The organism is Streptomyces sp. CA-146814 (genome assembly GCF_050942385.1).
In the GTDB taxonomy this organism is placed as follows: domain Bacteria; phylum Actinomycetota; class Actinomycetes; order Streptomycetales; family Streptomycetaceae; genus Streptomyces.
Map to the genome: position 1 here is coordinate 3534472 of NZ_CP192068.1, position 24326 is coordinate 3558797.

Genomic DNA, 24326 nt, shown 5'->3' on the forward strand with positions numbered 1-24326 from the left:
TCCCACAGATACCGCCACCTTGACGGCCTGCTCTACACCGGCTGTACGAGGAACTGTGTCGCCCCGGTGCCGGTCAAGGAGTACCGCCAGACCAGTCAGGCGTGGGCCCACCCGTAACGATGACCGAGTTCGGTCTCGACCGATGGGAGATGCGGCAGCTCGCTTGAGAGGCGAGCCGGTGTGTCAGGCGCGTTGCTCCGGTGAGTAGGTGAGTACAGACCACTGCCACCACGCCGATGAGCCACCGGCACCAATTGGAGCACGGCCGCCATCTGGCCAGTCTCTGCGACAGAGACGCCGAACATTTTGGGGCCTCCTGACGCAGCCGTATGGATAGGCGATACTGCGGAGGTTCGACAGAAGGATCATGCACTGACCTGGGGGCGCAGTGGCAGGCAGAAGTGGGGTCGGCGGGAACGATCCCTACGCTAGGGAACGCGCACGGCAGGCAAGGGAGGCCGACAAGGCGCGGAAGGCCGCCGAGGCCGCGGCCAAGCGCAGGGCACGCGAGGAGAAGCTGGCGTATGAGGCAGCGCGCGCACAGGACGCTGTCGATCGCACCTACGTGCTCGAGAGCGACGTCGAGCAATTGGCGAATCATCTGCGAACGGCTGTGCTAGACGGTAGCCCTCTGACGTTCGACCGGCTCAAGCAGGATTTCACGCCGACGGTGTTCAGCCCTCCCAAGGGCCGGTCCAAGGCTGCCCCGCAGCCCCGGTGGGAGGAGTACGAACCGGAGCCACCTCGCGGTCTCTTCGGTGCGCTGGGCTTCGGGCGCAAGGGATACGACGCCGACGTCGAATCGGCCCGCGAGCGGTTCGACAAGGCGTTGCGTGACCATGCGAGGGAAGAAAAGAAGCGCGTCGAGAAGCTGGACAAGCTCCGCGCCAGACATGCGGAGCAGAATGAGCAGGAGGCCGCGCGGGTTGAGGAGTGGAACGTCCGTATCGAAGAACGCCGGGTTGCCTATCGCGAGCGGGACGTCGAAGCCGTGGAGTGGTTCATCGACCAGGCACTTGCCGCCTCTAAGTACCCACATGGTTTCCCTAAGGCGCACCGAGTTTCGTATCAGGCAGACACCGGCGACCTGCTCGTCGAGATCGACCTCCCGCTTGAGGACGTCGTTCCCACGGCCCGCGCGTACCGCTACGTGAAGTCCCGCGACGAGATCAATCCCGTGCCACGACCCGACAAGGAGCGCAAGGAGCTCTACGCCTCCGTCCTTGCCCAAACCGCGCTGCGCACGGTGCACGAACTGTTCGCCGCCGACACGGAGGGCGCCGTCAAGTCCATCGCTCTCAACGGGCATGTGGCCACCATTGACCGGGCCACAGGGCGCGAGGTCCATCCCTGCCTGATCACTCTCCAGACGGATCGCGAGGAATTCGCGCAGCTAGTCCTGACCCAGGTAGACCCCCGCGCCTGCCTGAAGCGGCTCCGCTCACTGATCTCGCCCAACCCTTACGAATTGGAGCCCGTGCGGCCTCTGGTCACGTTTGACCTCAGCAAGTTCCGCCTCATGGACAGCTTGGACGTCGTGGCAGGATTGGACAGCCGCCCTGTCCTCATGGACCTGACGCCCACGGAGTTCGAGCACCTCATTCGGCAGCTGTTCGAGGCTATCGGTCTGGACAGCGTGAACACTCAGCCCTCCAAGGACGAGGGTGTCGACGCCATCGCGATGAACACCGACCCGGTGATGAGGGGCTTGTGCATCATCCAGGCGAAGCGCACCAAGAACGTGGTGCCGTTCGAAACCGTCTCGGCCTTGGCCGGCGTCGTGGAACACAAACGGGCGGCGAAGGGAATCCTAGTGACGACATCGTGGTTCGGGCGGGCCAGCGAGGCATTCGCCAATGAGCATGGACGACTTGAACTGCTCGACGGCGCCAACCTGGTCCACCTGTTCAAAGAGCACTTGAACCTTGACGTGATCCCAGGGCCCGTCCCACCGAAGCGCCGACCGACGTAAACCAGACACCTCGGCACGGCCGGCTATCAACGGTTCAGGCGTCACATGCCGTATTTGGCATCAGCTCCCAGAGGCTTCGTCTTGCAAGCAGCACTACACATCAGGGGCAACACCTATGCGTAGTTCGACGCGCGAAATGCCGCGCGTCGAGCCCTCGTACACGCCAAGGCTGTCTACCCATACCTTATCCGAACGAAGAGCGTACGCGCCTGACAGTGAGCGTTTTCAGCGTGGCCTTTCCAGTGTGAGGACAGCCTTGGCGATGACGGTCATGCGGTTAGGGCTGACCCGGGATCTGCGGAAAATCTGCCAGGAATACAGCGGTGCCATGCCGCGTACGACTGGCTCTCTCGCCGCAGCCAAGGCTCGGTTGACGGCGCGCTGGGCCAAAGTGAGTTCACCACCCGGTGGCCCTTTGAGCCCGATTGCAGGCACGACGGCCATATTCGATCGCGCTCCGCGCGACCGCACGACAGCATTCATGGAACGGATGAGGAAATACGGTTACGACAACGCGTGCCGCGAGGGATGACAGTCCCTATTTGCGATTCGGAACCCTGTCGTCTCGGTAATATTGAGCCGAGATCCGCAGGGCAATCGCACGATCTAGGAGCATGTGAACGTCTGGATTCATATTGATCAAGCGGAATTTTTGCGCAAATCCCACCGGGCCAAACCTCTCAGCTAGCTTTCCGATGGTTTCATCGGCAAAGCTGGAACTCACCATGGGTACGCCTGTAAAATCCAGGATTAGATACTGCGCACCATCGTTGATGTAGCTCATGAGGAAATTGCGAAGCCGTTCTGCTGCAGCCCTGGTCCCAGTCCCCTGCGCATGATCGATAAGGTGGATTGTATGTTCGCCGTATTCATTCTCGATAGACTCAAGCCGTAGGTCCTGCATTGGCACGCCCAGCACTTCACCTAGGTTTACCGGCGCCCCGACCTTTAGTTCGAAGTCAACAACCGTACAATGCGCGTTTGAATTTACGACCAGACCCCTCGTTTCGCCGCCATCTGCGCCATTTGGGGAGATCTGAAGATATCCTCGACCGGATCTGATTTCCAACTTCCCTCCATTAGCCTCGATAACCCCTTTGAGTCCGTATAGGCCGTTCCCTCGCTTGTCCCCGGTGCTGCTTACCCCCTGGCGCACTGCGAGGGTGATGGCGTCGAACGCGGTGGGCGGGCGGTACTTTCCTCCCACATAGAAAGAGCGGTGCACGCCAATTCCAGCATCCGCTACACACAGGAGGAGCCTGTTGCTCGCCTTCAGGATTTGAGCCATGAAGAAGCCGACTTCATTACTGGAATGCTGGAATACATTGTCGAGCACTTCGAATAGGCACCAATTCAAGGCGGCGTAGACTCCATTACCAAACTCGATGCGTTCGGCGAGCTCCTCCATTACGCAGTTCGTCAAATCGAATACCGAGTCTTCGGTGTAGGCCCACACGGTATTGAGTCGGGAGCCGGGTTCGTTCAAGTTTTGTTTGCTAGCAACGAACGGGTTTCGAATCCTTACGCGCTCAATGAAGGATCCTGCTGGGATGTTCGTGAATTTTACATCCATTCCCTCTGATCTAAAGTGATCAATGATTGCCGCCGTAGGTGCGGCCCCCGCCGGATAAATCGCTCTCGTGTCGCTCGCATCAATCACAAAACTGCTTGCGCCGGAGTCGTGCGACTTCTTGATTGCAGACAGGAAATCACTAACGTCATAGCGCCCGGCGAGCTTGTGTAGCGTGTACGTAGAGTTCGGTTCCTCGGTCATTTTCCCCCACTTTCTCTGCCTCTAGACGGCGTAGTAAGTATGGCACTGGTGAGTGTTGCGAGCAGAGTCATTGAGTGTTTTCAGGGCGATCACTAATGGAGTGACGGCGACGAGGGCGCAACGCACGAGGCACCCGTGCCGTTGAGGAAGGTGTTCGAAGCCTCAGCTCATCAGCACAGGTGCCTCCTGGGTCTTGTATCCCACTCGACCTGCCCCACGTGTTGGTCGAGTGGGTCACTAGGCTCATCGTCACCCGCGAGGGTGACCGCCGCTGCAAGCTCCCGCCGCACCAACGCGCGCTCGTCTGTCTCGTGTACCTGCGCAAGCACAACAGACACCCTGACCCTGATGGCGGCCGGCTTGGAAATACGGTCGGCACCGCCGACGCCTACACCGTCACGGTGATTGGCCTCCCAGCCGTGCGCGCCTGGCCTGCTCAAGGTGCTTCGCGAGCACGAACCGGAGTACGTACTGCTCGACGAGACATCTCCATAGCATCGGATCGTGCGATCCGACGTGGAGGTGCGCGCGGTCGGTACAGCTCGGTATCCGGAAGAGTTCAAACAGGACGCGATCAAGCTGGTGGCCTCTGCAGGCAGCTCCATCGACTCCGGGCTTCGCCCAGTTCCTCCCACGCCCCATGATGACTGCTGCATCCAGGTCGACAGTCTTCCCCGGAGGGCAACCGCGCTGCTGAAGCACGTCAAGGATCCCCGCACCTGGCGCGAACTTGCTCACGCAACGTTGCACACGATCGCTGCCCAGACGTCATCGCCGCCCAGCGTGGGAGAAATCTGGGAGATGATCTTCATCTGGAAGCTCGCCGAGACCACGCGAAAGCATTCAGGACCAAGGCCCTGACCAGCACTGATACCCATCTTGGCCGCTCAGGATCTCGCCCGACCCTCATTCGGGACGAAGAGGTCGTGGGTTCAAATCCCGCCACCCCGACAGCTGAAGTACCAGGTCAGGGGCCTGATCCACTAAGTGGATCAGGCCCCTGAGTGGTTTCTGGGGGCAGAGAGAACACAGGCGCACGCTCACACCTGCGGGCGGAAACGACCAGCTGGGTCGCGGGGGCTCGCTCCCCTTCCGAGGGGTGTCCGCGGCGTGGGCGACGCGGCGGGGTGCCGCGATGTGCCCGCCACGGCACGTCGGGCGGTCCGGGGAGGGCGGTGAGGGGCGGCTGGCACGGTTGGGCCGTACGGATGAAACGGTGTCGGGCGTGGCGGCGCCTCCTCCCTTCGCACGGGGCCTGATCGCGGTCGGGCATGGGGCGTCCAGGCGCACAATATGTCCTTTAACTCGACTGCTTTGACACGGAGTTGAGCGTTTATCTACGCGCGGAGCATAGGGCCCCGCGCGATCATCCGGGCATATCAGACGACTTCTTGCGTGGGCATTACCGGTGGGTACCGGGAGCTGCTAGACACTGCATCGCTCCTTCAACCCCCCACCCGCCCCCCACACTTCGAAGGTCGGCAGCCATGTCCGTACGCAGGTTCTGGGCGTCCCTCTCCACTTTCGCTCTCGCCGCCGTGGCCACGCTCGGTGTTGCCGGGAGCGCCGTCGCGGCGGACTCGGTCGCGGCCGGCGGTTATGTCGCGCTCGGTGACTCCTACTCCTCCGGTGTCGGCGCCGGGGACTATCTCCCCGACAGCGGTGACTGCCGGCGCAGCGCCAACGCCTATCCGCAGCTGTGGGCGGCGGCGAACTCCCCCACCTCGTTCGCCTTCGTCGCCTGTTCCGGCGCCACCACTTCCTCCGTCGCCAGTGGTCAGCTGGGGGTGCTCGACGCCTCCACCTCGCTGGTCAGCGTTACGGCCGGGGGCAATGACGTCGGGTTCGCCGATGTCATGCAGGACTGCGTACTGGGGAGCGAGGCCACCTGCATCAGCAGTGTCGATGCCGCGGTCGCCAAGATGAACAGCTCTCTGCCCGGGAGCCTCGACTCGCTGTATGCCGGTATCCGCGCCGGGGCGCCCTCCGCCCAGGTCGTCGTCCTCGGGTATCCGCGCTTCTACCAGCTGTCGGGCAGCTGCGTCGCGGGGCTCACCGAGGCCGAGCGGGCCGCGATCAACGATGCGTCGGACGTGTTGAACGGGGTGCTCGCCAAGCGGGCCGCCGATGCCGGGTTCGCCTTCTCCAGCGTCGTCGACGAGTTCACCGGGCATGAGCTGTGCTCGGGCGACCCCTGGCTCCACAGCGTGACCGTGCCCGTCCAGAACTCTTACCACCCCACCGCCGCCGGGCAGTCGGGCGGCTACCTGCCTGCCTTCCGGTCCGCGGCGTAGCGGGGAGGAGCGGCAGCGGTACCTGAAATGAGGCGGTTCGCCGGGTGGTTCGGCGGGCCGCCTCCGCGCGTTTCCCCAGCCCGCTTGTTCAGTACCTCTCCACCAAGTGCTCGCGGCCTGCAGGGGGTTCGTACGACTCCGGCCAGAAGTCCGTCACACCGGTGATCAGGCCGCGGTCGTCGAAGGTGAAGAAGTGGATCGCGTGTGTCTCCTCGGGTCCGACCGTGACCTCGGTCCGGGCGGCCGCCTGCCGGCCCTCCGCGTCCGCGACGATCCGCTCGATCCGGATGTGCCAGTCGCCCGGGTACTCCTGGTTGAACCGGACGTAACGCTCCTTGCCGTGGATGCGTTCCCTGGTCTGCGGCAGCTCGTACACCACGTCGTCCGCCAGAGTCGCCGCGAAGGCGTCCCAGTCGCGGGCGTCGGCCGTCGCCCAGTACGTCTCCACCGCCGTGCGCAGGCCGGCCGTGGTGGTGTTCCCGCTTGTCTCGTGCGTCATGGGAGTGAGTGTGTCGTGCGGCACTGACAATCGGCCGGAGAGCCGTCGCTGAGCTGTGGTCATGTCCCTTGCGGCTTGGGGCGCGTCGCCTTCAGCGAGTACATCAGCGGAATCCTCGGGCGGTCCGCCGGGAAGCGGTAGTGGCCGTCCGTGCCGCGCTCCAGCGTGCCGAAGCGCGGGAAGAGCGTGGCGTCGTGCTCATGCAGGAACTCGATCCGCAGGCCGGTCGCGGCCAGCGCCGTCACCACCTCGCTCAGCGGGTGCTGCCACTCGACGCTGCGGTTGTGCACGGTCGGCGCGTCGAAGTCGGCGTACGTCCCGGGCGTCTCGTCCACCCAAGCCTCGCGGCTGAAGTAGTCATGGGTGACGACCGAGCCGGTGCCGTCGTCCAGCGCGTCGGTGAGCGGGTGGAACTCCGCCAGGTAGAGGAAGCCGCCGGGCGCGACCAGCGAGGCCGCCGTCTCGGCCCAGCGACCTATGTCGGGCAGCCAGTTCAGCGCACCGGTGCCTGTGTAGACGATGTCGTACGAGGAGTCGGGGACGGCCGTCGGGGCGTCGTACACGTCGGCCGTCACGAACGCCGCGCGGTCCGGCCCCAGGCCCAGCGACTCGGCCAGGCCCCGGGCGGTCTCCACGGCGGGCTCGGAGAAGTCCAGGCCCACCACCTGCGTGGCGCCTTGCCGCGCCCAGGACAGGGTGTCGAGGCCGATGTGGCACTGGAGGTGGAGCAGGGTCCTTCCCGTGACGTCGCCGACCTCCACGAGCTCGAACGGGCGCAGCACGTCCGTGCCCGCGCGGAACGCCTCCAGGTCGTAGAAGTCGCTCGCCACGTGTATCGGCACACGCTCGTCCCAGCGTGCGCGGTTGGCGTCCTGCCAGTCGTCCGGGGTCGGGGAGTGCATATCCGAAAAGTTACCCACCGGGTGGGAGGGGCGCGAGCCGTTATCCACAGGCGGACAGGGTTGGTCCGATCATCGGATGGGCCGGTCCGATGATCAGAGCGTGGTTGTGGACAGGCTTCTCCGGCCGAGTCGGTGATCGGGTTGGATGGAGGCATGAGCGAATCGGAGAACATCTCGACCATGCCGGAGTGGGAGCAGCGGTTCCGCGCGCCCCGGGTGTCCCTGCCCGACTGGGCCGAGGACGCGCCTGACCGCTCGCTCTTCGTCTCCAATGCCACCGGGACCTACGAGCTGTACGCCTGGGACCGGGCGAGCGGGCAACAGCGCCAGGTCACCGACCGGCCCAACGGGACCACCGACGGCGTGCTGACGCCGGACGGCGAGGCCATCTGGTGGTTCAGCGACACCGATGGCGACGAGTTCGGCGTGTGGATGCGCCAGCCCTTCGGCGGCGGGGAGGACGAGCCCGCCGCCCCGGGCCTCGCGCCTTCCTATCCGGCGGGCCTCGCCATCGGGCGCGACGGGACCTCGGTGATCGGCCGGTCCACCGATGAGGACGGGACCACCGTCCACCTGGTGCGGAAGCCGGGCGACGGGAGCGGGAGCACGGCCGTCGAGATCCACGAGATCTACCGGCACCGGGAGTCCGCCGGGGTCGGGGACCTCTCGTACGACGGGACGCTCATCGCGCTGGAGCACACCGAGCACGGCGACGCCATGCACTCCGCCCTGCGCGTGGTGCGGCCCGACGGCTCCACGGTGGCCGAGCTGGACGACACCGAGGGCGGCACCAAGGAGCTCGGGCTCGCCGTGCTGGGCTTCGTGCCGGTGGCCGGTGACACCCGGCTGCTCGTGGGGCACCAGCGCCGGGGCCGCTGGGAGCCGATGATCTGGGACCCGGTCGCGGGTACGGAGACCGCGCTCCCCGTGGACCTGCCCGGTGATGTGGGCGCCGAGTGGTATCCGGACGGCTCCGCCCTGCTCATCGAGCACAGCTTCGAGGCCCGCAGCGAGCTGTGGCGGTACGAGCCGGGGGCCGCGGAGCCCGTGCGGGTGGAGACGCCCGCCGGGACGGTGTCGGGCGCCACGGCCCGGCCGGACGGGACGGTGGAGTACCTCTGGTCCTCGGCCGCGCAGCCGCCGGTGGTGCGGTCGACGAGCGGTGCGGTGGTCCTGGACCCGCCCGGTGCCAAGGCGCCGGCGTCGGTGGCCGTCGAGGACGCGTGGGTGGAGGGGCCTGGGGGCCGGATCCATGCCCTCGTGCAGAAGCCCGCCACCGGGGACGGCCCGTTCCCGACCGTCTTCGAGATCCACGGTGGGCCGACCTGGCACGACAGCGACGCCTTCGCCTCCGGGCCCGCCGCCTGGGTGGACCACGGCTTCGCCGTCGTACGGGTCAACTACCGCGGCTCGACCGGGTACGGCCGCGCCTGGACGGACGCGCTCAAGCACCGGGTCGGCCTGATCGAGCTGGAGGACATCGCGGCCGTGCGGGAGTGGTCGGTGAAGTCCGGGCTGGCTGACCCGCAGCGCCTGGTGCTGGCCGGCGGGTCCTGGGGCGGCTATCTCACCCTGCTCGGCCTCGGCACCCAGCCCGACGCCTGGGCGCTGGGCCTGGCGGCCGTGCCGGTCGCGGACTACGTCACGGCGTACCACGACGAGATGGAGGCCCTGAAGGCGATGGACCGCACGCTGCTGGGCGGGACGCCGGAGGAGGTGCCCGAGCGGTTCGAGGCCTCGTCCCCGCTGACGTATGTCGACGCGGTGCGCGCCCCCGTCTACATCTCGGCGGGCGTCAACGATCCGCGGTGCCCCATCCGTCAGGTGGAGAACTACGTGGACCGTCTGGCGGCGCGCGGCGCGGTGCACGAGGTGTACCGGTACGACGCCGGGCACGGGTCGCTCGTGGTGGAGGAGCGCATCAAGCAGGTGCGGCTGGAGCTGGAGTTCGCCCTGAAGCATCTGGGGGGTGGTGACGTGCTGGAGGCGTAAGGGGTGGATAAAGGGGCGACCCCGCTCCGGAGGGCCGGAGCGGGGAACCGTACCTTGGTGGGGTGTACCGGTTCCTGCTGACCCCGCGATGGTGGGGGATCAACCTCTTCGTCGTGCTGGCCATCCCGTTCTGCGTGTTCATGGGCACCTGGCAGCTCGGCCGCTTCGAGGATCGTGTGCAGTCGCACGAGCAGGCGGAGAAGCAGCCCGATCCGAGCACCCGGGCCGCGAAGCCGCTGGACGAGCTGCTGCCCGTCGACAAGGTGACGTCCGGCCGCCCGGCCGTCGCGACCGGAACGTACGGCGAACAGTTCCTGGTCCCCGGCCGTGAGCTGGACGAGCGGCAGGGCTTCTACGTCCTGAACCTGCTGCGGACCGAGGGGGGCAAGGCCCTGCCGGTGGTACGCGGGTGGCTGCCCGGCACCGCGGGCAGCGTCCCCGTACCGGCCGCGCCGCAGGGCGAAGTCACCGTGACCGGCGACCTCCAGGCCTCCGAGAACATCCACAGCGACGGCGTCAACACCAGGGGCGGGCTCCCGGCGGGCCAGCTCGGCATGATCAGTGCCGCGTCGCTGGTGAACCTGGTCGACTACGACGTGTACGACGCCTGGGTGACGCTGCCCGAGGCGGAGACGGGCGGTACGGGCGGCGCGATGAAGCCGGTGCCCGCCGCCGCACCGCTGGGCAGTGGGCTCGACCTGAAGGCGTTCCAGAACCTGGGGTACACGGGTGAGTGGTTCGTCTTCGCGGGCTTCGTGCTCTTCATGTGGTTCCGGCTGGTCCGCCGGGAGGCCGAGGCCGTCCGCGATGTCGCTCTCGGGCTGGTCCCGGAGGGCGGGGAGAGTGGGGAGGCCGTGGGGGCGGCGGACGCTGCGGAGCCCGAGGCTCAGCCCGAGGGCGAGGCCGGGGGCCCTGCGGAGCCCGAGGCCGGAGCGGTGGGCGGCGCAGCAGTGGCGGCGAAGGCGCCGGGGAGCGTGCAGGGGTCGTAGGCGCGGTTCGCCGACAGGGCGGGCTGAGCTTGTCGCGGCCTCGGTCGGTCGCGGCCTCGGGCTCGCTCGTGGCCTCGGTCGCTCGTGCCCTCGGTCGCTCGTGCCCTCGGGTAGGGCGGGGCTTCGGGTAGGGCGGGGCTTCTGGCGGGCTACGAGGTGGCCAGGACGCCCGTCCGGTAGATCGTGCCCGAGCAGGCGTTCTCGATCTTCGTCTCGGCCGTGGGTGCGCCCGTCTCCGGGGTGTGCGTGACGGCGATGCTGCCGTCCGCCGTGGAGCCGTCCTGGTGCAGCGACTGCGTGTCGGTGCCGGACTGGCCGGAGTCTTCGCCCGTTGATCCACCGGTGGCGCTGCCGTCGGGTGACGGGGTCGGGGTGGGTGAGGGCGCGACGGTCGGGCAGGTGTCGGCGGGGACCCAGGCGAACTGCACCTCGTAGGCCATGGAGGGCTTCAGCAGCACCGTGCCCGGCTCCTGCGAGGGGTCGGGCAGACCGGGGGCCGCGTCGCCCGCCGTGTGCTGAATGACCGTGATCTTGAGCGGGTCGGCGGCGCCGAGGGCGGTGAAGCCGACGGTGCCGTTGCTGCTGACCGTACAGTCGGCGCCGGAGACGTTCGCGATCTTGAAGCTGCCGTACACCTTGCCGTCGGGGCCCGGGGCGCCTGCTGCCGCGGAGGCGACGCCGAGTTGGCTCGGGTCGCAGACCGGCAGGGCGGCGAAGTCCATGTTCGGCGGCGTGGAGACTCCGCCCGTCGCGGCGCCGCCCTCCGGGTCCTTGGTGCGGTCCGCCGAAGGGCTGACGGAGGGGGTCGGTTCGCCGGTGCCGCCCCGGCTCTCCTGGTCGGTGGGCTCCACGGTCCGGTCTGCCGGTGCCTGCGGGTCGGGCTCCTCGCCGTTGCCGCCCTGGGCCTGCTCGCCGTGACCGGCGATGGCGGGGAATGCGGTGGCGGGGCCGTCGGAGTTCGTCACGTGTACGAAGGCGGGGACCGCTGTGCCGATCAGCAGTGCCGCCGCGGCCGCGCCGACGACGGCCTGGCGCCGACGGGCCCGCCGGGCGGGCACCGCGCGCTGGAGATGTTCCAGGGTCCGGTCGGAGGGTTCGAGGTCCCCCACGGCACCGTGCAGCATCCGTCGCAGGACGACCTCGTCGAGCTCGCCGTCGGCGCCGAAGCCGCTGGGGCCGCTGGGGCCGCCGCCAGAGCCTGGTCCGGCACCGGCTGAGCGCCTGCTCCGGACGCGTCCGAAGAGGTCGGTGAGCGTACCGGCGGGTCCGGCGGCGGACTCGGCGAGGTCCGCAGGGTCGGCGGGAGCGCTGAGGTCGGCCGCGTCACCAGGACCGGCCGGGCCACCCGGGCCACCCGGGCCACCGGAGTCCCTGGCCTCGGCAGCCTCCGGGCGGCCCGAGTGATCCGTACCGTCCTGCCGGTCCGTGCCGTCCGTACCGTCCAAGCCGTCCGGGCGGCCCAGATGGTCCTTACCGGTCTGCGGCGTCTTCTCCGGCCCGTGGTTCACAATTCCGTTTCCCGTCGGGTCATTCTCGTGCCTGTGCTCGTGGTGCCGGCGGGGCCCGCTCACGTCTGGGCCTCCATCACGACGCGCAGCGCCGCGATACCGCGGGAACCGTACGCCTTGACGGAGCCCAGCGAAATTCCCAGCGTCTCCGCGACCTGAGCCTCCGTCATGTCCGCGAAGTAGCGCAGCACCAGCACCTCGCGCTGGCGCCGCTGGAGCCCTTTCATGGCCTTGATCAGCGCGTCCCGCTCCAGCTGGTCGTACGCGCCCTCCTCCGCGCTCGCCATGTCCGGCATCGGCTTGGAGAGCAGTTTGAGCCCCAGGATGCGGCGGCGCAGCGCGGAGCGCGAGAGGTTGACGACGGTCTGGCGGAGGTACGCGAGGGTCTTCTCGGGTTCCCGGACGCGGTTGCGTGCCGAGTGCACGCGGATGAACGCCTCCTGCACCACGTCCTCGCAGGACGCGGTGTCGTCCAGCAGCAGCGCCGCGAGGCCGAGCAGCGAGCGGTAGTGGGCGCGGTAGGTCTCGGTGAGGTGGTCGACCGTGGTTCCTGCTGCCACCGTCTCGTCAGCACCCCCGCGCTGCGAGGGCAGCTGGGCGGGGCGCGCAGCGGGCATGGGCGCGATCACCGGCATGCCGCCGGGCGCGCGAAGCCGCCGGGGCGGACGCACGGTCGGACCTCGGAACGGGCCCACCACAGTGATGTCGAGAACCTCTGCCACGCCTGTTGGACACGCTTCCCCCCGCCAGGGTTGTACGCGTACGGCGCCACGTTCGGCACTGTGCGACATGCCCTCATACGTACCTGCTCTTCCCCAAATGCCCCGTAAACGCGTCCCCGTCACGCAAGAAGTGACGTCTGAGACGCCGCCCGGCCGACGTGCGGTTGCAGAAGGCCGGGAGATCATCGTCGGATATGACAACGCCCCAGCTCAAGGGGTTTCGACGAGGTAATTGCTCATAGGGCGTTCACAGATCCTACAAAACAGGTTCGACCAATCCGCACGAGATCGAGGCCTGTTCAGGCAGAAGTAATTTCGGCGGCCACCGATTCCGCGATCTGCGCCACGTTCAAAGCGGCACCTTTACGGAGATTATCGCCGCAAATGAACATTTCCAGGGCCCGGGGATCATCCAGCGAGCGCCGTACCCGGCCGACCCAGGTGGGGTCGGTGCCCACGACGTCGGACGGGGTCGGGAAATCGCCGGAGGCCGGGCTGTCGAAGAGGACGACGCCGGGCGCGGTCGCCAGGATCTCGTGGGCCCGGTCGACGGCGACCTCGTTCTCGAAGCGCGCGTGGACGGACATGGAGTGCGTCGCGATGACGGGGACGTACACGCAGGTCGCGGTGGTCTTCAGGTCCGGCAGGCCCAGCACCTTGCGGCACTCCTCGCGGAGGGCGAGCTCCTCGGAGGACCAGCCGTCGCCGGCGTCCGTACCGGCCCAGGGCACGACGTTCAGGGCGACCGGCGCGGCAAAGGGGCTGAACGGACTGTTCGGGGTGTTCGGGCTGTTCGGCGCGGCGGAGGCGCCGTCGCCCAGCGCCCGCCGTACGTCGCCGGGGTGGGTGCCCAGCTCCGTACCGGCCACCAGCGAGAGCTGTTCACGCAGAGCGCGGACGCCGTCGCGGCCGGCGCCGCTGACCGCCTGGTAGGAGGAGACGATCAGCTCGCGCAGCCCGAACTCCGCGTGCAGCGCGCCGATCGCGACGATCAGCGACAGCGTGGTGCAGTTCGGGGACGCGACGATGCCACGCGGTCTGAGCCGGGCGGCGTGCGAGTTGATCTCCGGGACGACCAGCGGTACGTCGTCGTCGAGCCGGAAGGCAGCCGAGTCGTCGATCACCACGGCACCCTTGGAGGCGGCGATCGGCGCCCAGCGGGCGGACACCTCGTCCGGCACCAGGAAGAGGGCCACGTCGATGCCGTCGAACACGTCCTCGCTCAGCGCGAGGACTTCACTCTCCTCACCGCGCACGACCAGCTTCCGGCCGGCCGAGCGCGGTGAGGCGACGAGTCTGACCTCGCCCCAGACGTCCGCGTGCTGCGAGAGGATCCGGAGCATGACGCCGCCGATCGCCCCGGTCGCACCGACGACCGCGAGCGAAGGGCGGCGTACGGTCATCGTCCGGTGCCTCCGTAGACGACGGCCTCGTCGGAGTCGCTGTCGAGGCCGAAGGCGGTGTGCACGGCGCGCACGGCCTCGTTGACGTCGTCGGCACGCGTGACGACCGAGATACGGATCTCGGATGTCGAGATGAGCTCGATGTTCACGCCCGCGTCGGAGAGCGCCTCGAAGAAGCCGGCCGTGACGCCCGGGTTGGTCTTCATACCGGCGCCGACCAGGGAGATCTTGGCGATCTGGTCGTCGTAGCGGAGGGAGTCGAAGCCGATGGCGCCCTTGGCCCGCTCCAGGGCGTCGATGGCCTTGCGGCCCTCGGCCTTGGGGAGGGTGAAGGAGATGTCCGTCAGGCCGGTCGACGCGGCGGAGACGTTCTGCACCACCATGTCGATGTTGACCTCGGCGTTGGCGATGGCGCGGAAGATCGCGGCCGCCTCGCCCGGCTTGTCCGGGACGCCGACGACGGTGACCTTGGCCTCCGAGACGTCGTGGGCGACTCCGGAGATGATCGCGTGCTCCACCTTCTGGTCCCCTTGCGGCTCGTTGCTGACCCAGGTTCCGCGCAGTCCGGAGAAGGACGAGCGGACGTGGATCGGGATGTTGTAACGGCGTGCGTACTCGACGCACCGGTGCAGCAGCACCTTGGAGCCGGACGCGGCCAGCTCCAGCATGTCCTCGAAGGAGATCCAGTCGATCTTCTTCGCCTTCTTCACGACCCGGGGGTCCGCGGTGAAGACGCCGTCGACGTCCGTGTAGATCTCACAGACCTCGGCGTCCAGCGCGGCGGCCAGCGCGACGGCGGTCGTGTCCGACCCGCCGCGGCCGAGGGTGGTGATGTTCTTGCCTTCCTGGCTCACACCCTGGAACCCGGCGACGATGGCGATGTTGCCCTCGTCGATCGAGGTCCGGATGCGGCCCGGCGTGACGTCGATGATGCGCGCTTTGTTGTGGACCGAGTCGGTGATGACACCGGCCTGGCTGCCCGTGAACGACTGGGCCTCGTGACCCAGGTTCTTGATCGCCATCGCCAGCAGGGCCATGGAGATCCGCTCGCCGGCGGTCAGCAGCATGTCGAATTCACGGCCGGCAGGGATCGGCGAAACCTGCTCGGCGAGGTCTATCAACTCGTCCGTCGTGTCACCCATCGCGGACACCACGACAACCACCTGGTTGCCGTTCCTCTTGGCGTCGACGACTCGCTTGGCGACCCGCTTGATGCCCTCGGCATCGGCTACGGAGGAGCCTCCGTACTTCTGCACGACAAGGCCCACGTGCGCTCCTCGCTCAGTCATTACTGCGGTCGGCTCAGTTTAACGAGCAGCCCGGAATCGACCCGTCCCTACCAGATGGTGAGATGTCCCGCCCACAACCCGGTACGGCGTGTCGACCCGAACTGCTCGTACGAGGCTGCTGCCCAGCACCGGAGGAGCGCACTCCCTTTTGTGTCCCAGCCCACACCTTCGGGGTGGAATGCGCGAGTCGGCGGCGCCGGTCGGGGTACGCGTCATGACTGCTCACGGCATGACTGCTCACGGCATCGGGTGGAGCTTGCGGAAGTACGTCCAGCTCGTCTCGTTCGGCTCGCTCCACTCCGCCGGGGCGTGGGCGAACTCCGGGTGGCGGTCCGCGATGTACGCGCGGGTCCGCTCCGGGACTTCGCCGTACGAGCCCAGCTTGCGGCCCCGGCAGTGGAAGGTGAGGCCGCCGGGCCGCTGCCCCTGGGCCATCCACGGCAGCCACGGCGACATGCGGGACCACGACATGGTGGCCGGGACGCTCGGCGCCGGTCCGGCCAGGTCGGCGCGGTCGGCGAAGAACTGGAAGAGCTCCAGCGCCTTGTAGGTGTCACCGGCCGAGTGCTCCGGATACCGGTCGACCGGCAGCGGCGACGGGTAGGCGAGCGGGATCTCCAGGCTGAAGCAGACCTGCCCGCCGAGCTCGGTCACCGGGACGGGGAAGGGCCGCCACTTCTGGTTGGCCGGGTCGTTCCAGACGTGCACCACCGGCCGGTCCTGCCAGGTCTCCAGGATCTCGCGGGTGGCGGGGTCCAGGTAGAACGCGGCTTCCCTGGTGAGCAGCCGGTACGCGTCCGGACCGGCCTCGGCGTCCTGGACCAGGCGGGCGACGTTGAGCCCCTCGAAGCCGAAGAGGCGCTGATAGGGCTCGTCGGGCGCCCAGGAGTACACGTCTCCCGACCACCAGTACGTGACCTCCTCACCGTCCAGCGAGGCGCGGGTGCGGGCGAGGGAGCGGAGCAGCTCTGCGGGGGTCGGCGGCTCTGAGGGGGTCATCTCTGAGGGAGTCCCTGCGGGTGTCGTCATACGTCCCACTGTGCGGCAACGCCACCGCCGCCCGGACATGAGATCCGGGCGGCGGTGGCTTTCAACAGCGGTCACCGGCCCGCGGTCAGTGGCCGGCGGTAAGCGGTCGGCGGTCAGTGGCCGGCGGCCAGAAGCCACGGCAAATGGTTGATGTCCCGCTCGGACAGCACGCCCTCGTAGGCGAACACGCTGTCCACCGCGCCGTGCAGATACTCGCCCCACCCGTCGGCGGTGCGGCCCCGGCCGAGCTGGAGCCCGCCCGTGCTCTTCCAGGCGGCGGCGAAGTCGGCCGTACCGCCTTCGCCGAGCTTCACCCCGTCCACGTAGAAGGACACCTGCTTGACCGAGGCGTCGTAAACGACGGTCAGCCGGTGGCCGATCCCCTGGTTGCCGTCCGGCCCTTCGATACGGCTGAGCACGGTCTCCGGCGCGCCCGGCTCGTCGGCGTGCGACATCACCAGGTCCCAGCTGAAGTTCTCGGGGTCGTAGCGCACCTTGAAGGCGTCACCGTGCTCGCCGCCCTGGGAGATCGCGGTCATCGGCTTCGTCGGCGCGTCGTCGGTGAGCCGGACGCGGACGCTGATGGTGAAGCTTCCCGAGGTGTCGACCACGGGCGCGTCCGTGACCGCGTGGCCGGCGACGCCGTCGAGACGGAGGTGGCCGTCACCGTCCGCCTCCAGCGGGAAGTCCCAGCCGCACTCCAGGTCCAGCGGGTCGCACGGGTCGTCGAGGCGGTAGAGCGAGGCTCCCGTTCCCAGCTTCAGCGGTGCACCGCCGCCCTCCTCCGGAGCGAGGCCGCCCGGCGCGGTGTCGAGCGCCCAGTGGCCGAGCCGCCGCGCGGCACGGGTGGCGAGGTCCTCCACCTCGGAGGCCACGACGATCCGGTCGTACGCGCGCACGTCACCGATCTCGCCCTGCCAGCGGTCCCGGTAGCCCTGCGCGCCGCGCGCCCGGCCGATCTGGAAGGCGCCCTCGCCCGCCACGGGGACGGCGGCCACCTCCTCGCCGGCCGCGCGGCCGTTGACGTACAGCCGTGCCGTTCCGGTCTCCGCGTCGTACTGGCCCAGCACATACGCCCACGCGCCGGTCTCGGGCAGACCGCCCGTGACCCGTGCTCCGCCGACGGAGAAGGACCACTTCGGGCCGCCCGCAACCTGGGTCAGGCCCAGAGTGAAGGCGCGCGCCGTGCCCGCGTCCTGCGAGAGGGCCGTACGGGTGCCGTCCACGCGTCCCGGCCGCACCCAGCCGCCGACGGCGAAGGTCTTCGCGGTGTCGGTGACGGCCGGGGCGCCCGGGGTCAGGAAGCCGTGTCCCGATCCGTCGAGCGAGGCGGTGGAGGTGAGCGGGGTGCCGGAGGGCGCGGATGCGCCGAAGGTGACGCCCGCACCGGCGCGGGCGGCGCTACCGGTCTCCGCGGCGGCCGAGCGGGAGCCCGCCGCGTCGGTGAGCTTCCACTGCGCCACCGGGGCGGGGCCCGTACTGATCCGGAAGGTGTAGCGGGTGCTCGGGCCGCGGTTGCCGGCGCGGTCCTCTGCCTGCACGGAGAGGGTCTGCGAGCCGCTCTTCTCCGGCAGGAAACGGATCTCGGCGGACCCGTCGGGGCCGGCCTGGACCGTCTTCAGCGGGCCGCCGATGAAGGAGTAGCTGAAGGCGGTGACGTCCTCGGCCTGCGCCGTGACGTGGAAGGTCCCCCGGACCCCGACGCCGGGCGTCCACGTGCCGTCGTCCGGGTAGTCGGAGGAGGTGACGACCGGCGCGTCCGGCACGGTGCGGTCGTACACGAACTCGCAGGGCGCTCCGGCCCCTTCGCTGCTCCAGGCCGACGCCCCGGCGTCGTTGACGGCACGCACCCGCCAGGAGACGACGGCCCCGTCGGGGATCTCGCCCGGCAGCTGCCAGGTGAAGGGGGTGGTGTCGGGCCTCGGGGTGGTGGTCATGGTCACGCGCTCCTCGGCACCGCCCTCGCCCTGCCACCACACCTCGAACTCACCGCTTACGCGGCTCACTTCGCCCGGCTGTCCGCCGCCGGGGCCGTACAGCCGTGCGGTCAGCTGCGGCACGGACCTCACAAAGGGCCGCTCCGCACCAGAGGCGCACGGTGCGCCGCCCGTCCCCAGATCGGCGACCAGCGGTTGCTTCGGCTCCAGCCCGCCGAGGGCTGCGAACACGGTGCCCGGCGTCGCCAGCACCGTCCCGGCGGCGATCACCGCCACCGCGGCCGCCCGTCTCGCTCGTCCATGTCCCGTACGTCCCGCCATGCGCGTACCCCTCCCCTGTCCTGCCTCCGAAGATCGTCGGCCGGGGGAGGCTAACAGCGGCCTATGACAACCGCTCGCGAATATCGCCGTCCCGGGGCGGGCGGGGTCGTCCTCACCCCGCCGTCAGTGTCTGCGCGTCGATGACCGAGGTGTTCTGCGCGGCCGCGATGCGCCAGACGCCGTCGTCCTTCGCCAGGACGTAGGTCGGGGTGCCGGGGACCGACTCGGGGTGGGCGGCGATGAGTTCGGCCGGGTCCTCCTGGCCGTGGAAGACCTCGTCCAGGAACCGGCCTCCGTCGCGGGTCGCCGGCCGCTGGCGGATCTTGACCGCGGCGACGTCGGGGCGGATGAAGAGGATGAGGTCGACGGTGTACGTGGCGGTCACCGGGGAGTCCGCCTGGGGCGGGAGCACCTTGCGGGTGAAAGCGGCGATCTCCGGCAGGCCGGTGAGCCTCTTGCCGTGGGCCGTGGTCCAGATGGCGTCCTCGCGGAAGCCGCCGAGGAACGCGTCGGGGTCCGCCTTCCGCTGCGCGTCCTGCACGGCCGCCACGAACGCGACGATCGCGTCGACGTCCTCCTGCGGGGCGGGCACGCCGAGGACGGTGGGGGTTCCGGTGCTCATGAGGGTCTCCTGCCGTGTGGTGCCGGCCGGTCGGTCCGGGCAGGACGAGCCTCACGCCTCAAGTGCGGTTGAGGTCAAGGGGTGGCCGGCCCGGAGCGGGTCCGCTGTCCGCCCTCTGTCCGCCGGCATGGCGACCGCCGCTTGCGCGGCGTGCGCCGCGACCGAGCAGAAGCGGTTCCTCATGTCCTCAGCTCGAACGAGCGAAACGCACACCTCGGGTGTCCTGCCGACCCCGCTACTTCACCGGTCGCAGCCCCAGCGGACCCGCGATCTCCTCCAGCATCACGCGGCCCGCCTCCTCCGCCAGGTCGTCCTCGCCCGGGTCCTGGTCGGTGTCCAGGCCGTCGAGCTCTTCCAGGGGCTGGCCGAGGCGGATGTGGGCGACCAGGGACTGGAGGGCGCGGAGGGTGGCGGAGGCGGTGGAGCCCCAGTTGGAGAAGTAGGAGAACTGCCACCACCAGAGCGCCTCGGCCGTGCGGTCCGCCTCGTAGTGGGCGAGGCCGTGGCTCAGGTCGGTGACCAGGTCGGCCAGGTCGTCGGAGATGCGGTGCGGGACCGGGGCCTTGCGGGGCTCGTACGGGTCGAAGACCTCGGAGTAGACGTCGATCGGCTCCAGCAGGGCCGCGAACCGCTCGCGCAGGCCGTCCGCGTCCGGCTCGGCGCCGAGGTCCGGCTCGTACCGCTCGTCGGGCAGGACGTCCTCGTACGCGCCGAGGCGGCCGCCCGCGAGCAGGAGCTGCGAGACCTGGAGGAGCAGGACCGGGACGGCCTCTTCCGGCTCGTCGACCTTGGACACCTCGGTGACCGCGACGATGAACGTCTTGATCTGGTCCGCGATCTGGACGGCGAAGTCGCCCGGGTCCTGCGTGACGGAGTTCAGCGTGGCGTCAGACATCGAGGGGACCTCCCGTGGGCGCGGTCACAGACGGTGGAGCAGACGGGGAAGCGAGGAGCCGTACGCGGGAGGGCTGAGAGGCCGTGGCCTTCGTGTCAGACATCCAGGAGCCGCCTTCCCTCGAACGCGCGGCCCAGCGTGACCTCGTCGGCGTACTCCAGGTCGCCGCCGACCGGCAGGCCGCTGGCCAGCCGGGTCACCCTGAGGCCCATCGGCTTGACCATCCGCGCCAGGTACGTCGCGGTGGCCTCGCCCTCCAGGTTGGGATCGGTCGCCAGGATCAGCTCCGTGATGGAGCCGTCCGCGAGCCGGGCCAGCAGCTCGCGGATGCGCAGGTCGTCGGGGCCGACGCCTTCGATGGGGCTGATCGCCCCGCCCAGGACGTGGTAGCGGCCGCGGAACTCGCGCGTCCGCTCGATCGCCACGACGTCCTTCGGCTCCTCGACCACACAGATGACGCTCTGGTCGCGGCGCGGATCGCGGCAGATCCCGCACTGCTCCTGCTGGGCGACGTTGCCGCACACGGCGCAGAACCGGACCTTGTCCTTGACCTCCAGGAGGGCATGGGCGAGACGGCGTACGTCGGTGGGCTCGGCCTGGAGGATGTGGAAGGCGATCCGCTGCGCGCTCTTGGGACCGACGCCGGGCAGCCTGCCCAGTTCGTCGATGAGGTCCTGAACAACGCCTTCGTACAACGGAACGCCTTTCTTCGCTTCCTGCTCCGTACCGTAGTGGGTACGGGTCGGTACCAGTAGGCCCCCGGGCCTGATCGGACGGACAGGGTCGACAGGGTCAGAACGGGAGGCCCGGGATCGAGCCGCCGCCGCCCAGGCCCTGCGCCAGCGGGCCGAGCTTCTCCTGCTGGAGCGCCTGCGCGTTCTCGTTGGCCGCCTGGACGGCCGCCACCACGAGGTCGGCGAGCGTCTCGGTGTCCTCCGGGTCCACGGCCTTCGGGTCGATCACCAGGGCCCGCAGCTCGCCGGAGCCGGTGACGGTGGCCCTCACGAGGCCTCCGCCCGCCTGTCCGTCGACCTCGGTCCTCGCCAGCTCCTCCTGGGCCGCGGCGAGGTCCTGCTGCATCTTCTGGGCCTGCTGGAGCAACTGCTGCATATCGGGCTGGCCACCACCGGGAATCACGGTCACTCCTGGCATTTCGACGACAAATGTTTCGGTAAGCCGAGCCTACGTGTTCACCGGTCACCGCGCTCCACCCGCCGGGGACCAACTCTTTCGGGTGAGTTTCGTCAACCGCCGTGAAGGCTCCTATACCTGACCAGCGGCCCCGCGCAGGCGGGAATCCCGCGATTTCGACTCCGCAGCCCACCATTCGGCGGTAGGAAGGGCATGCACATCGGTACGCCTGCGCGCATGCGTGGTGACGCAGAGTTACCCACGCCGCCCGCGTTGTCCGCGAGGAAGCCCTGAGCGTCCGTTCCGTCCGTCAGAGTGCGAAGGAGTGCCCCGGTGAGTCAGCCGGAGATGCAGCCCGAGGGGCCGCCCCGCAAGGAGTCCGATGCGGGTTCCGGTGAGATCGGAGTGGAGCGTTCCGCTTCTGGCTCCCGCGCCGGAGCGGTCGGTGGAGCCGGTGGAGCCGGAGCGGGAGCCGGAGCCGGAGCCGGTGGGAGCGGCGGGGGTCGTGGGGTGGGGAGCGGTGGGGGCCGTGCCGCCGGTGGCGGTGGCGGTGTCGGTGTCGGTGGGGGCAGTGGCGGCGGAGGGGCCGGAGGGCGGGACGGGTCGGGTGGCGGCAGGGCCGGGAGCGGTGGTGGCGCCCGGGCCGGTGGGGCCTGGGGTGGCGGGTCCGGGGCCGGCGGGCGCGATCTGACCGGGCGGCCCTTTCCGCTCGGCGACTGGGGCGAACCCGCCGAGCGGCTCGACGAGCTCTACCGCTGGGTCGAGTCCGGCGCCCTCGCGACAGCGGACTGGTACCTCACCGACCGCGCGTGGAAGCGCCGAGGAGCCCGGGCCCTGCGGCTGGGCACCGCGCTCGGGGTCGTGGCGGGGGCCGGGCTGCCGCTGCTGGACCTGACCGGGACGTTGAGCGGGTCGGCGGGGTGGGGGTACCTGTCGCTGCTGCTGGGCGCCGCCTGCATGGGGTGCGACCGGTACTTCGGCCTCACCTCCGGCTGGATAAGGAACCTCGCCACCGCGCAGGCCGTGCAGCGGCGGCTCCAGGTGCTCCAGTTCGACTGGGCGTCGGAGTGCGTACGGGAGACGCTCGGGCCGACCGAGGGGACGGCCAGTGAGGCGGCCGAGCGGTGCCTGGGGGTGTTGCGGCGGTTCTCCGAGGACATCACGGAGCTGGTGCGGTCGGAGACGGCGGACTGGATGGTGGAGTTCCGGGCGGGGCCGGCGCCTATGGGGACGCAGGCGTTGGTGTCGGGCACTGCGGGGGGGAGGGCGGAGCCGGGGGGGGTGCCTGGGCGGTTCTCGATGCCGTCCGTGGCCGCTCGGCCGAACATGCCTCGGCAGCGGCCGCCTGAGGCGCCGAGGTAGGTGGCCCCCGGGGGGGGTGTCCTCAAACGCCGGACGGGCTGGAGTTGTCCGTCCGGCTCGGGAGCCCCCGACTCAGGGTTCCGTCCTCAAACGCCGGACGGGCTGGAAGTGGCGCGGCACGGGCTGGAGTGCGCGGCACGGGCTGGAGTGAGTGCGGCACGGGTGTCAGCTGAAGATGATCATGGAGCCTTGGGCCAGGGAGCGGGTTGCTGCCGCGTGGAGGCCCAGCCAGACGTGGCGCTCTCTCGCGAACGGGCTGTCGTCGTACGGGAGGGGGCTCGCCGGTTCCTCCAGGGCCGTGGGGCCCGGTGGCGGCTGCGGGGCGGCCGGGGGGTTGGCCGGGTCGATGCCGATGGACGGGGCCACGTACTCCAGCTCGCGCAGCAGGCCGTGCGCGGAGCCGAGCGGGCCGCCGCCCTCCAGCAGCGCGTCGTTCGAGAGCGGGTGCGGGAAGTCGAGCGGAACGTACGCGCCGGCGTGGTCGTAGTGCCAGACCAGGTGTGACTGCTGCGCGGTCTGCTCGAACATCTCCAGCAGCTGCTCGTAGTCACCGCCGAGGCCCTCGACCGGGGTGACCGCCAGACCGCTCAGCTGGAGCAGGTAGGCGCGGCGCAGGAAGTGCAGGGCGTCGTAGTCGAAGCCCGCCACCGGGGCCACGTCTCCGTTGAGGCCCGGCATGTAGGCGAAGACCGGGACGGGCGGCAGGCCCGCGTCGTTCAGCGCCCGGTCGTAGACGGCGATCTCTTCGGCGAACGGATTGTCGGGGCTGTGGCACAGCACATCGACGAGGGGGACCAGCCACAGGTCACAGGCCACGAAGTCTCGCTCTCCAACGGGTTCGGCGATCGTCGGAACAGCGTAATGCGAGGTGTACGTCACGCACAGGGGCCCGGCAGCGCGGAGGGTCCCTACCCTTCCGGGCGCTCGCGGGACTCCGGGGGCTCCTGGGATCCCCGTGGCTCCTGCGCCTCCCGGGACCGCCGGGACTCCTGCGCCTCCAGGTGGTCTGCCCAGGCCAGCGCGTGGGCGTAGTACGTCTGCATCACCGCCAGCACCTCGCCGCGGTCGCCGCCCGCGATCGCCTCGACGAGCTCCTCGTGGCCGAACCACAGCACCCGCTCGTCCGCACGCTCGCCGCGCAGCCGGTGGACGGCGAACACCCAGGCCTGGACGCGGAGTTTGGCGAGGAAGGCGGTGATGTACGGGTTGAGGACGAAGGCCCCGAGCTCCCGCCAGAAGCGGAGGTCGTACCCGATCAGTACGTCGAGATCGCCGCCCTTCGCCGCGCGGACGGCCTCCGCGGCCCGGCGCCGGATCGGGGCGAGCGCCTCGGGGCGGACGGAGACCTGGTCGGCGGGCGAGCGGAAGATGCCCTCGACGACGAGGGAGCGGGCTTCCACCATCGCCCGGTAGTCCGCAATCGTGAACTCGTGGACCTGGAAGCCGCGGTGCTGGTCGGAGGAGAGCAGGCCCTGCGCGGAGAGGTCGAACAGCGCCTCGCGGACGGGCGTCGCGGAGACGCCGTACTGCTCCGCGATCTGCTTGACGGTGAACGCCCGGCCCGGACGCAGCCGCCCGGCCAGCACCTCGTCGCGCAGCGCGTCGGCGATCTGCTGGCGCAGCGTACTGCGGGTCACGCCTCCGCTCGGCACCATCGGTGGCCGCCCTTCCGGTTCGCCGACCGT

Annotated in this window: 21 protein-coding genes and 2 pseudogenes; 7 read left to right on the forward strand and 16 right to left on the reverse strand. The window is 69.4% G+C overall.

All coding sequences use genetic code 11. The features are described 5' to 3' along the window. The first annotated feature begins 388 nt into the window (after positions 1 to 388). A complete protein-coding gene (locus ACQP09_RS15570) occupies positions 389 to 1972 on the forward strand; it encodes a restriction endonuclease (RefSeq protein ID WP_381907091.1) in 1584 nt (527 codons plus the stop codon). Between the two features lie 225 nt (positions 1973 to 2197). Here the strand turns inward: ACQP09_RS15570 and ACQP09_RS15575 are convergent. Both ACQP09_RS15575 and ACQP09_RS15580 read right to left on the reverse strand, forming a co-directional pair. After that, a pseudogene (locus ACQP09_RS15575) lies at positions 2198 to 2395 on the reverse strand (IS5/IS1182 family transposase); the annotation flags it as partial. Positions 2396 to 2510: 115 nt separating this feature from the next. Continuing rightward, entirely contained in the window at positions 2511 to 3746 is a 1236-nt protein-coding gene (locus ACQP09_RS15580) for an STAS-like domain-containing protein (protein ID WP_433399801.1), read from the reverse strand. 197 nt (positions 3747 to 3943) lie between these two features. On the opposite strand from ACQP09_RS15580, the pseudogene ACQP09_RS15585 reads away from it, so the two are divergent. The 3 genes and pseudogenes from ACQP09_RS15585 to ACQP09_RS15595 all read left to right on the forward strand — a co-directional run. Next, positions 3944 to 4232 (forward strand): annotated as a pseudogene (locus tag ACQP09_RS15585) (IS5/IS1182 family transposase); the annotation flags it as partial. 18 nt (positions 4233 to 4250) lie between these two features. Then, positions 4251 to 4607: a hypothetical protein gene (locus ACQP09_RS15590; protein WP_158714950.1), complete on the forward strand. Its 357-nt coding sequence runs from the start codon at positions 4251 to 4253 to the stop codon at positions 4605 to 4607. A gap of 626 nt (positions 4608 to 5233) precedes the next feature. Next, positions 5234 to 6040, forward strand: coding sequence for an SGNH/GDSL hydrolase family protein (locus ACQP09_RS15595; protein WP_433399805.1), 807 nt, complete (start codon positions 5234 to 5236; stop codon positions 6038 to 6040). A gap of 88 nt (positions 6041 to 6128) precedes the next feature. On the opposite strand, the gene ACQP09_RS15600 is transcribed toward ACQP09_RS15595, so the two are convergent. Beyond that, on the reverse strand, positions 6129 to 6539 hold the full coding sequence (locus ACQP09_RS15600; protein ID WP_380958829.1) for a nuclear transport factor 2 family protein: 411 nt from the start codon (positions 6537 to 6539) through the stop codon (positions 6129 to 6131). 59 nt (positions 6540 to 6598) lie between these two features. Next, positions 6599 to 7441, reverse strand: a complete 843-nt coding sequence (locus ACQP09_RS15605) for a class I SAM-dependent methyltransferase (RefSeq protein WP_433399809.1) — start codon at positions 7439 to 7441, stop codon at positions 6599 to 6601. Between the two features lie 180 nt (positions 7442 to 7621). On the opposite strand from ACQP09_RS15605, the gene ACQP09_RS15610 reads away from it, so the two are divergent. Both ACQP09_RS15610 and ACQP09_RS15615 read left to right on the forward strand, forming a co-directional pair. After that, positions 7622 to 9433 (forward strand): S9 family peptidase, encoded by a 1812-nt coding sequence (locus ACQP09_RS15610; protein ID WP_433406608.1) that lies wholly within the window; start codon positions 7622 to 7624, stop codon positions 9431 to 9433. 62 nt (positions 9434 to 9495) lie between these two features. Next, on the forward strand, positions 9496 to 10422 hold the full coding sequence (locus ACQP09_RS15615) for an SURF1 family protein (protein ID WP_433399812.1): 927 nt from the start codon (positions 9496 to 9498) through the stop codon (positions 10420 to 10422). A gap of 149 nt (positions 10423 to 10571) precedes the next feature. Here the strand turns inward: ACQP09_RS15615 and ACQP09_RS15620 are convergent, their stop codons facing one another. From ACQP09_RS15620 to ACQP09_RS15665, 10 genes are all read right to left on the reverse strand, one after another. After that, a complete protein-coding gene (locus ACQP09_RS15620) occupies positions 10572 to 11930 on the reverse strand; it encodes a hypothetical protein (RefSeq protein WP_433399815.1) in 1359 nt (452 codons plus the stop codon). Between the two features lie 59 nt (positions 11931 to 11989). Continuing rightward, a complete protein-coding gene (locus ACQP09_RS15625) occupies positions 11990 to 12652 on the reverse strand; it encodes a SigE family RNA polymerase sigma factor (RefSeq protein WP_432151612.1) in 663 nt (220 codons plus the stop codon). Between the two features lie 299 nt (positions 12653 to 12951). Next, positions 12952 to 14055 (reverse strand): aspartate-semialdehyde dehydrogenase, encoded by a 1104-nt coding sequence (locus ACQP09_RS15630; RefSeq protein WP_433399818.1) that lies wholly within the window; start codon positions 14053 to 14055, stop codon positions 12952 to 12954. Further along, positions 14052 to 15323, reverse strand: coding sequence for an aspartate kinase (locus ACQP09_RS15635; RefSeq protein ID WP_404062028.1), 1272 nt, complete (start codon positions 15321 to 15323; stop codon positions 14052 to 14054). Before ACQP09_RS15635 ends, ACQP09_RS15630 begins: the two co-directional genes overlap by 4 nt. A 258-nt stretch (positions 15324 to 15581) precedes the next feature. Next, on the reverse strand, positions 15582 to 16343 hold the full coding sequence (locus tag ACQP09_RS15640) for a DUF1838 family protein (RefSeq protein WP_433399822.1): 762 nt from the start codon (positions 16341 to 16343) through the stop codon (positions 15582 to 15584). A gap of 143 nt (positions 16344 to 16486) precedes the next feature. Next, on the reverse strand, positions 16487 to 18631 hold the full coding sequence (locus ACQP09_RS15645) for a LamG-like jellyroll fold domain-containing protein (protein ID WP_433399825.1): 2145 nt from the start codon (positions 18629 to 18631) through the stop codon (positions 16487 to 16489). Positions 18632 to 18743: 112 nt separating this feature from the next. Continuing rightward, a complete protein-coding gene (locus tag ACQP09_RS15650) occupies positions 18744 to 19253 on the reverse strand; it encodes an SgcJ/EcaC family oxidoreductase (RefSeq protein WP_433399828.1) in 510 nt (169 codons plus the stop codon). A 235-nt stretch (positions 19254 to 19488) separates the two neighbouring features. Beyond that, a complete protein-coding gene (locus ACQP09_RS15655) occupies positions 19489 to 20148 on the reverse strand; it encodes a DUF5063 domain-containing protein (RefSeq protein ID WP_433399831.1) in 660 nt (219 codons plus the stop codon). Positions 20149 to 20243: 95 nt separating this feature from the next. Beyond that, the gene (gene recR, locus ACQP09_RS15660; RefSeq protein WP_356755652.1) at positions 20244 to 20843 is read right to left on the reverse strand and encodes a recombination mediator RecR; all 600 of its coding nucleotides are present in this window, start codon (positions 20841 to 20843) and stop codon (positions 20244 to 20246) included. 97 nt (positions 20844 to 20940) lie between these two features. Continuing rightward, positions 20941 to 21285, reverse strand: a complete 345-nt coding sequence (locus tag ACQP09_RS15665) for a YbaB/EbfC family nucleoid-associated protein (protein ID WP_433399834.1) — start codon at positions 21283 to 21285, stop codon at positions 20941 to 20943. A gap of 504 nt (positions 21286 to 21789) precedes the next feature. Here ACQP09_RS15665 and ACQP09_RS15670 point away from each other — a divergent pair. Next, on the forward strand, positions 21790 to 22641 hold the full coding sequence (locus ACQP09_RS15670) for an SLATT domain-containing protein (RefSeq protein WP_433406609.1): 852 nt from the start codon (positions 21790 to 21792) through the stop codon (positions 22639 to 22641). Positions 22642 to 22806: 165 nt separating this feature from the next. On the opposite strand, the gene ACQP09_RS15675 is transcribed toward ACQP09_RS15670, so the two are convergent. Both ACQP09_RS15675 and ACQP09_RS15680 read right to left on the reverse strand, forming a co-directional pair. Then, complete coding sequence (locus ACQP09_RS15675; RefSeq protein ID WP_356899703.1) at positions 22807 to 23457, reverse strand: hypothetical protein; 651 nt, start codon at positions 23455 to 23457, stop codon at positions 22807 to 22809. Between the two features lie 92 nt (positions 23458 to 23549). Continuing rightward, a complete protein-coding gene (locus tag ACQP09_RS15680; protein WP_433399838.1) occupies positions 23550 to 24296 on the reverse strand; it encodes a GntR family transcriptional regulator in 747 nt (248 codons plus the stop codon). Positions 24297 to 24326 lie beyond the last annotated feature (30 nt).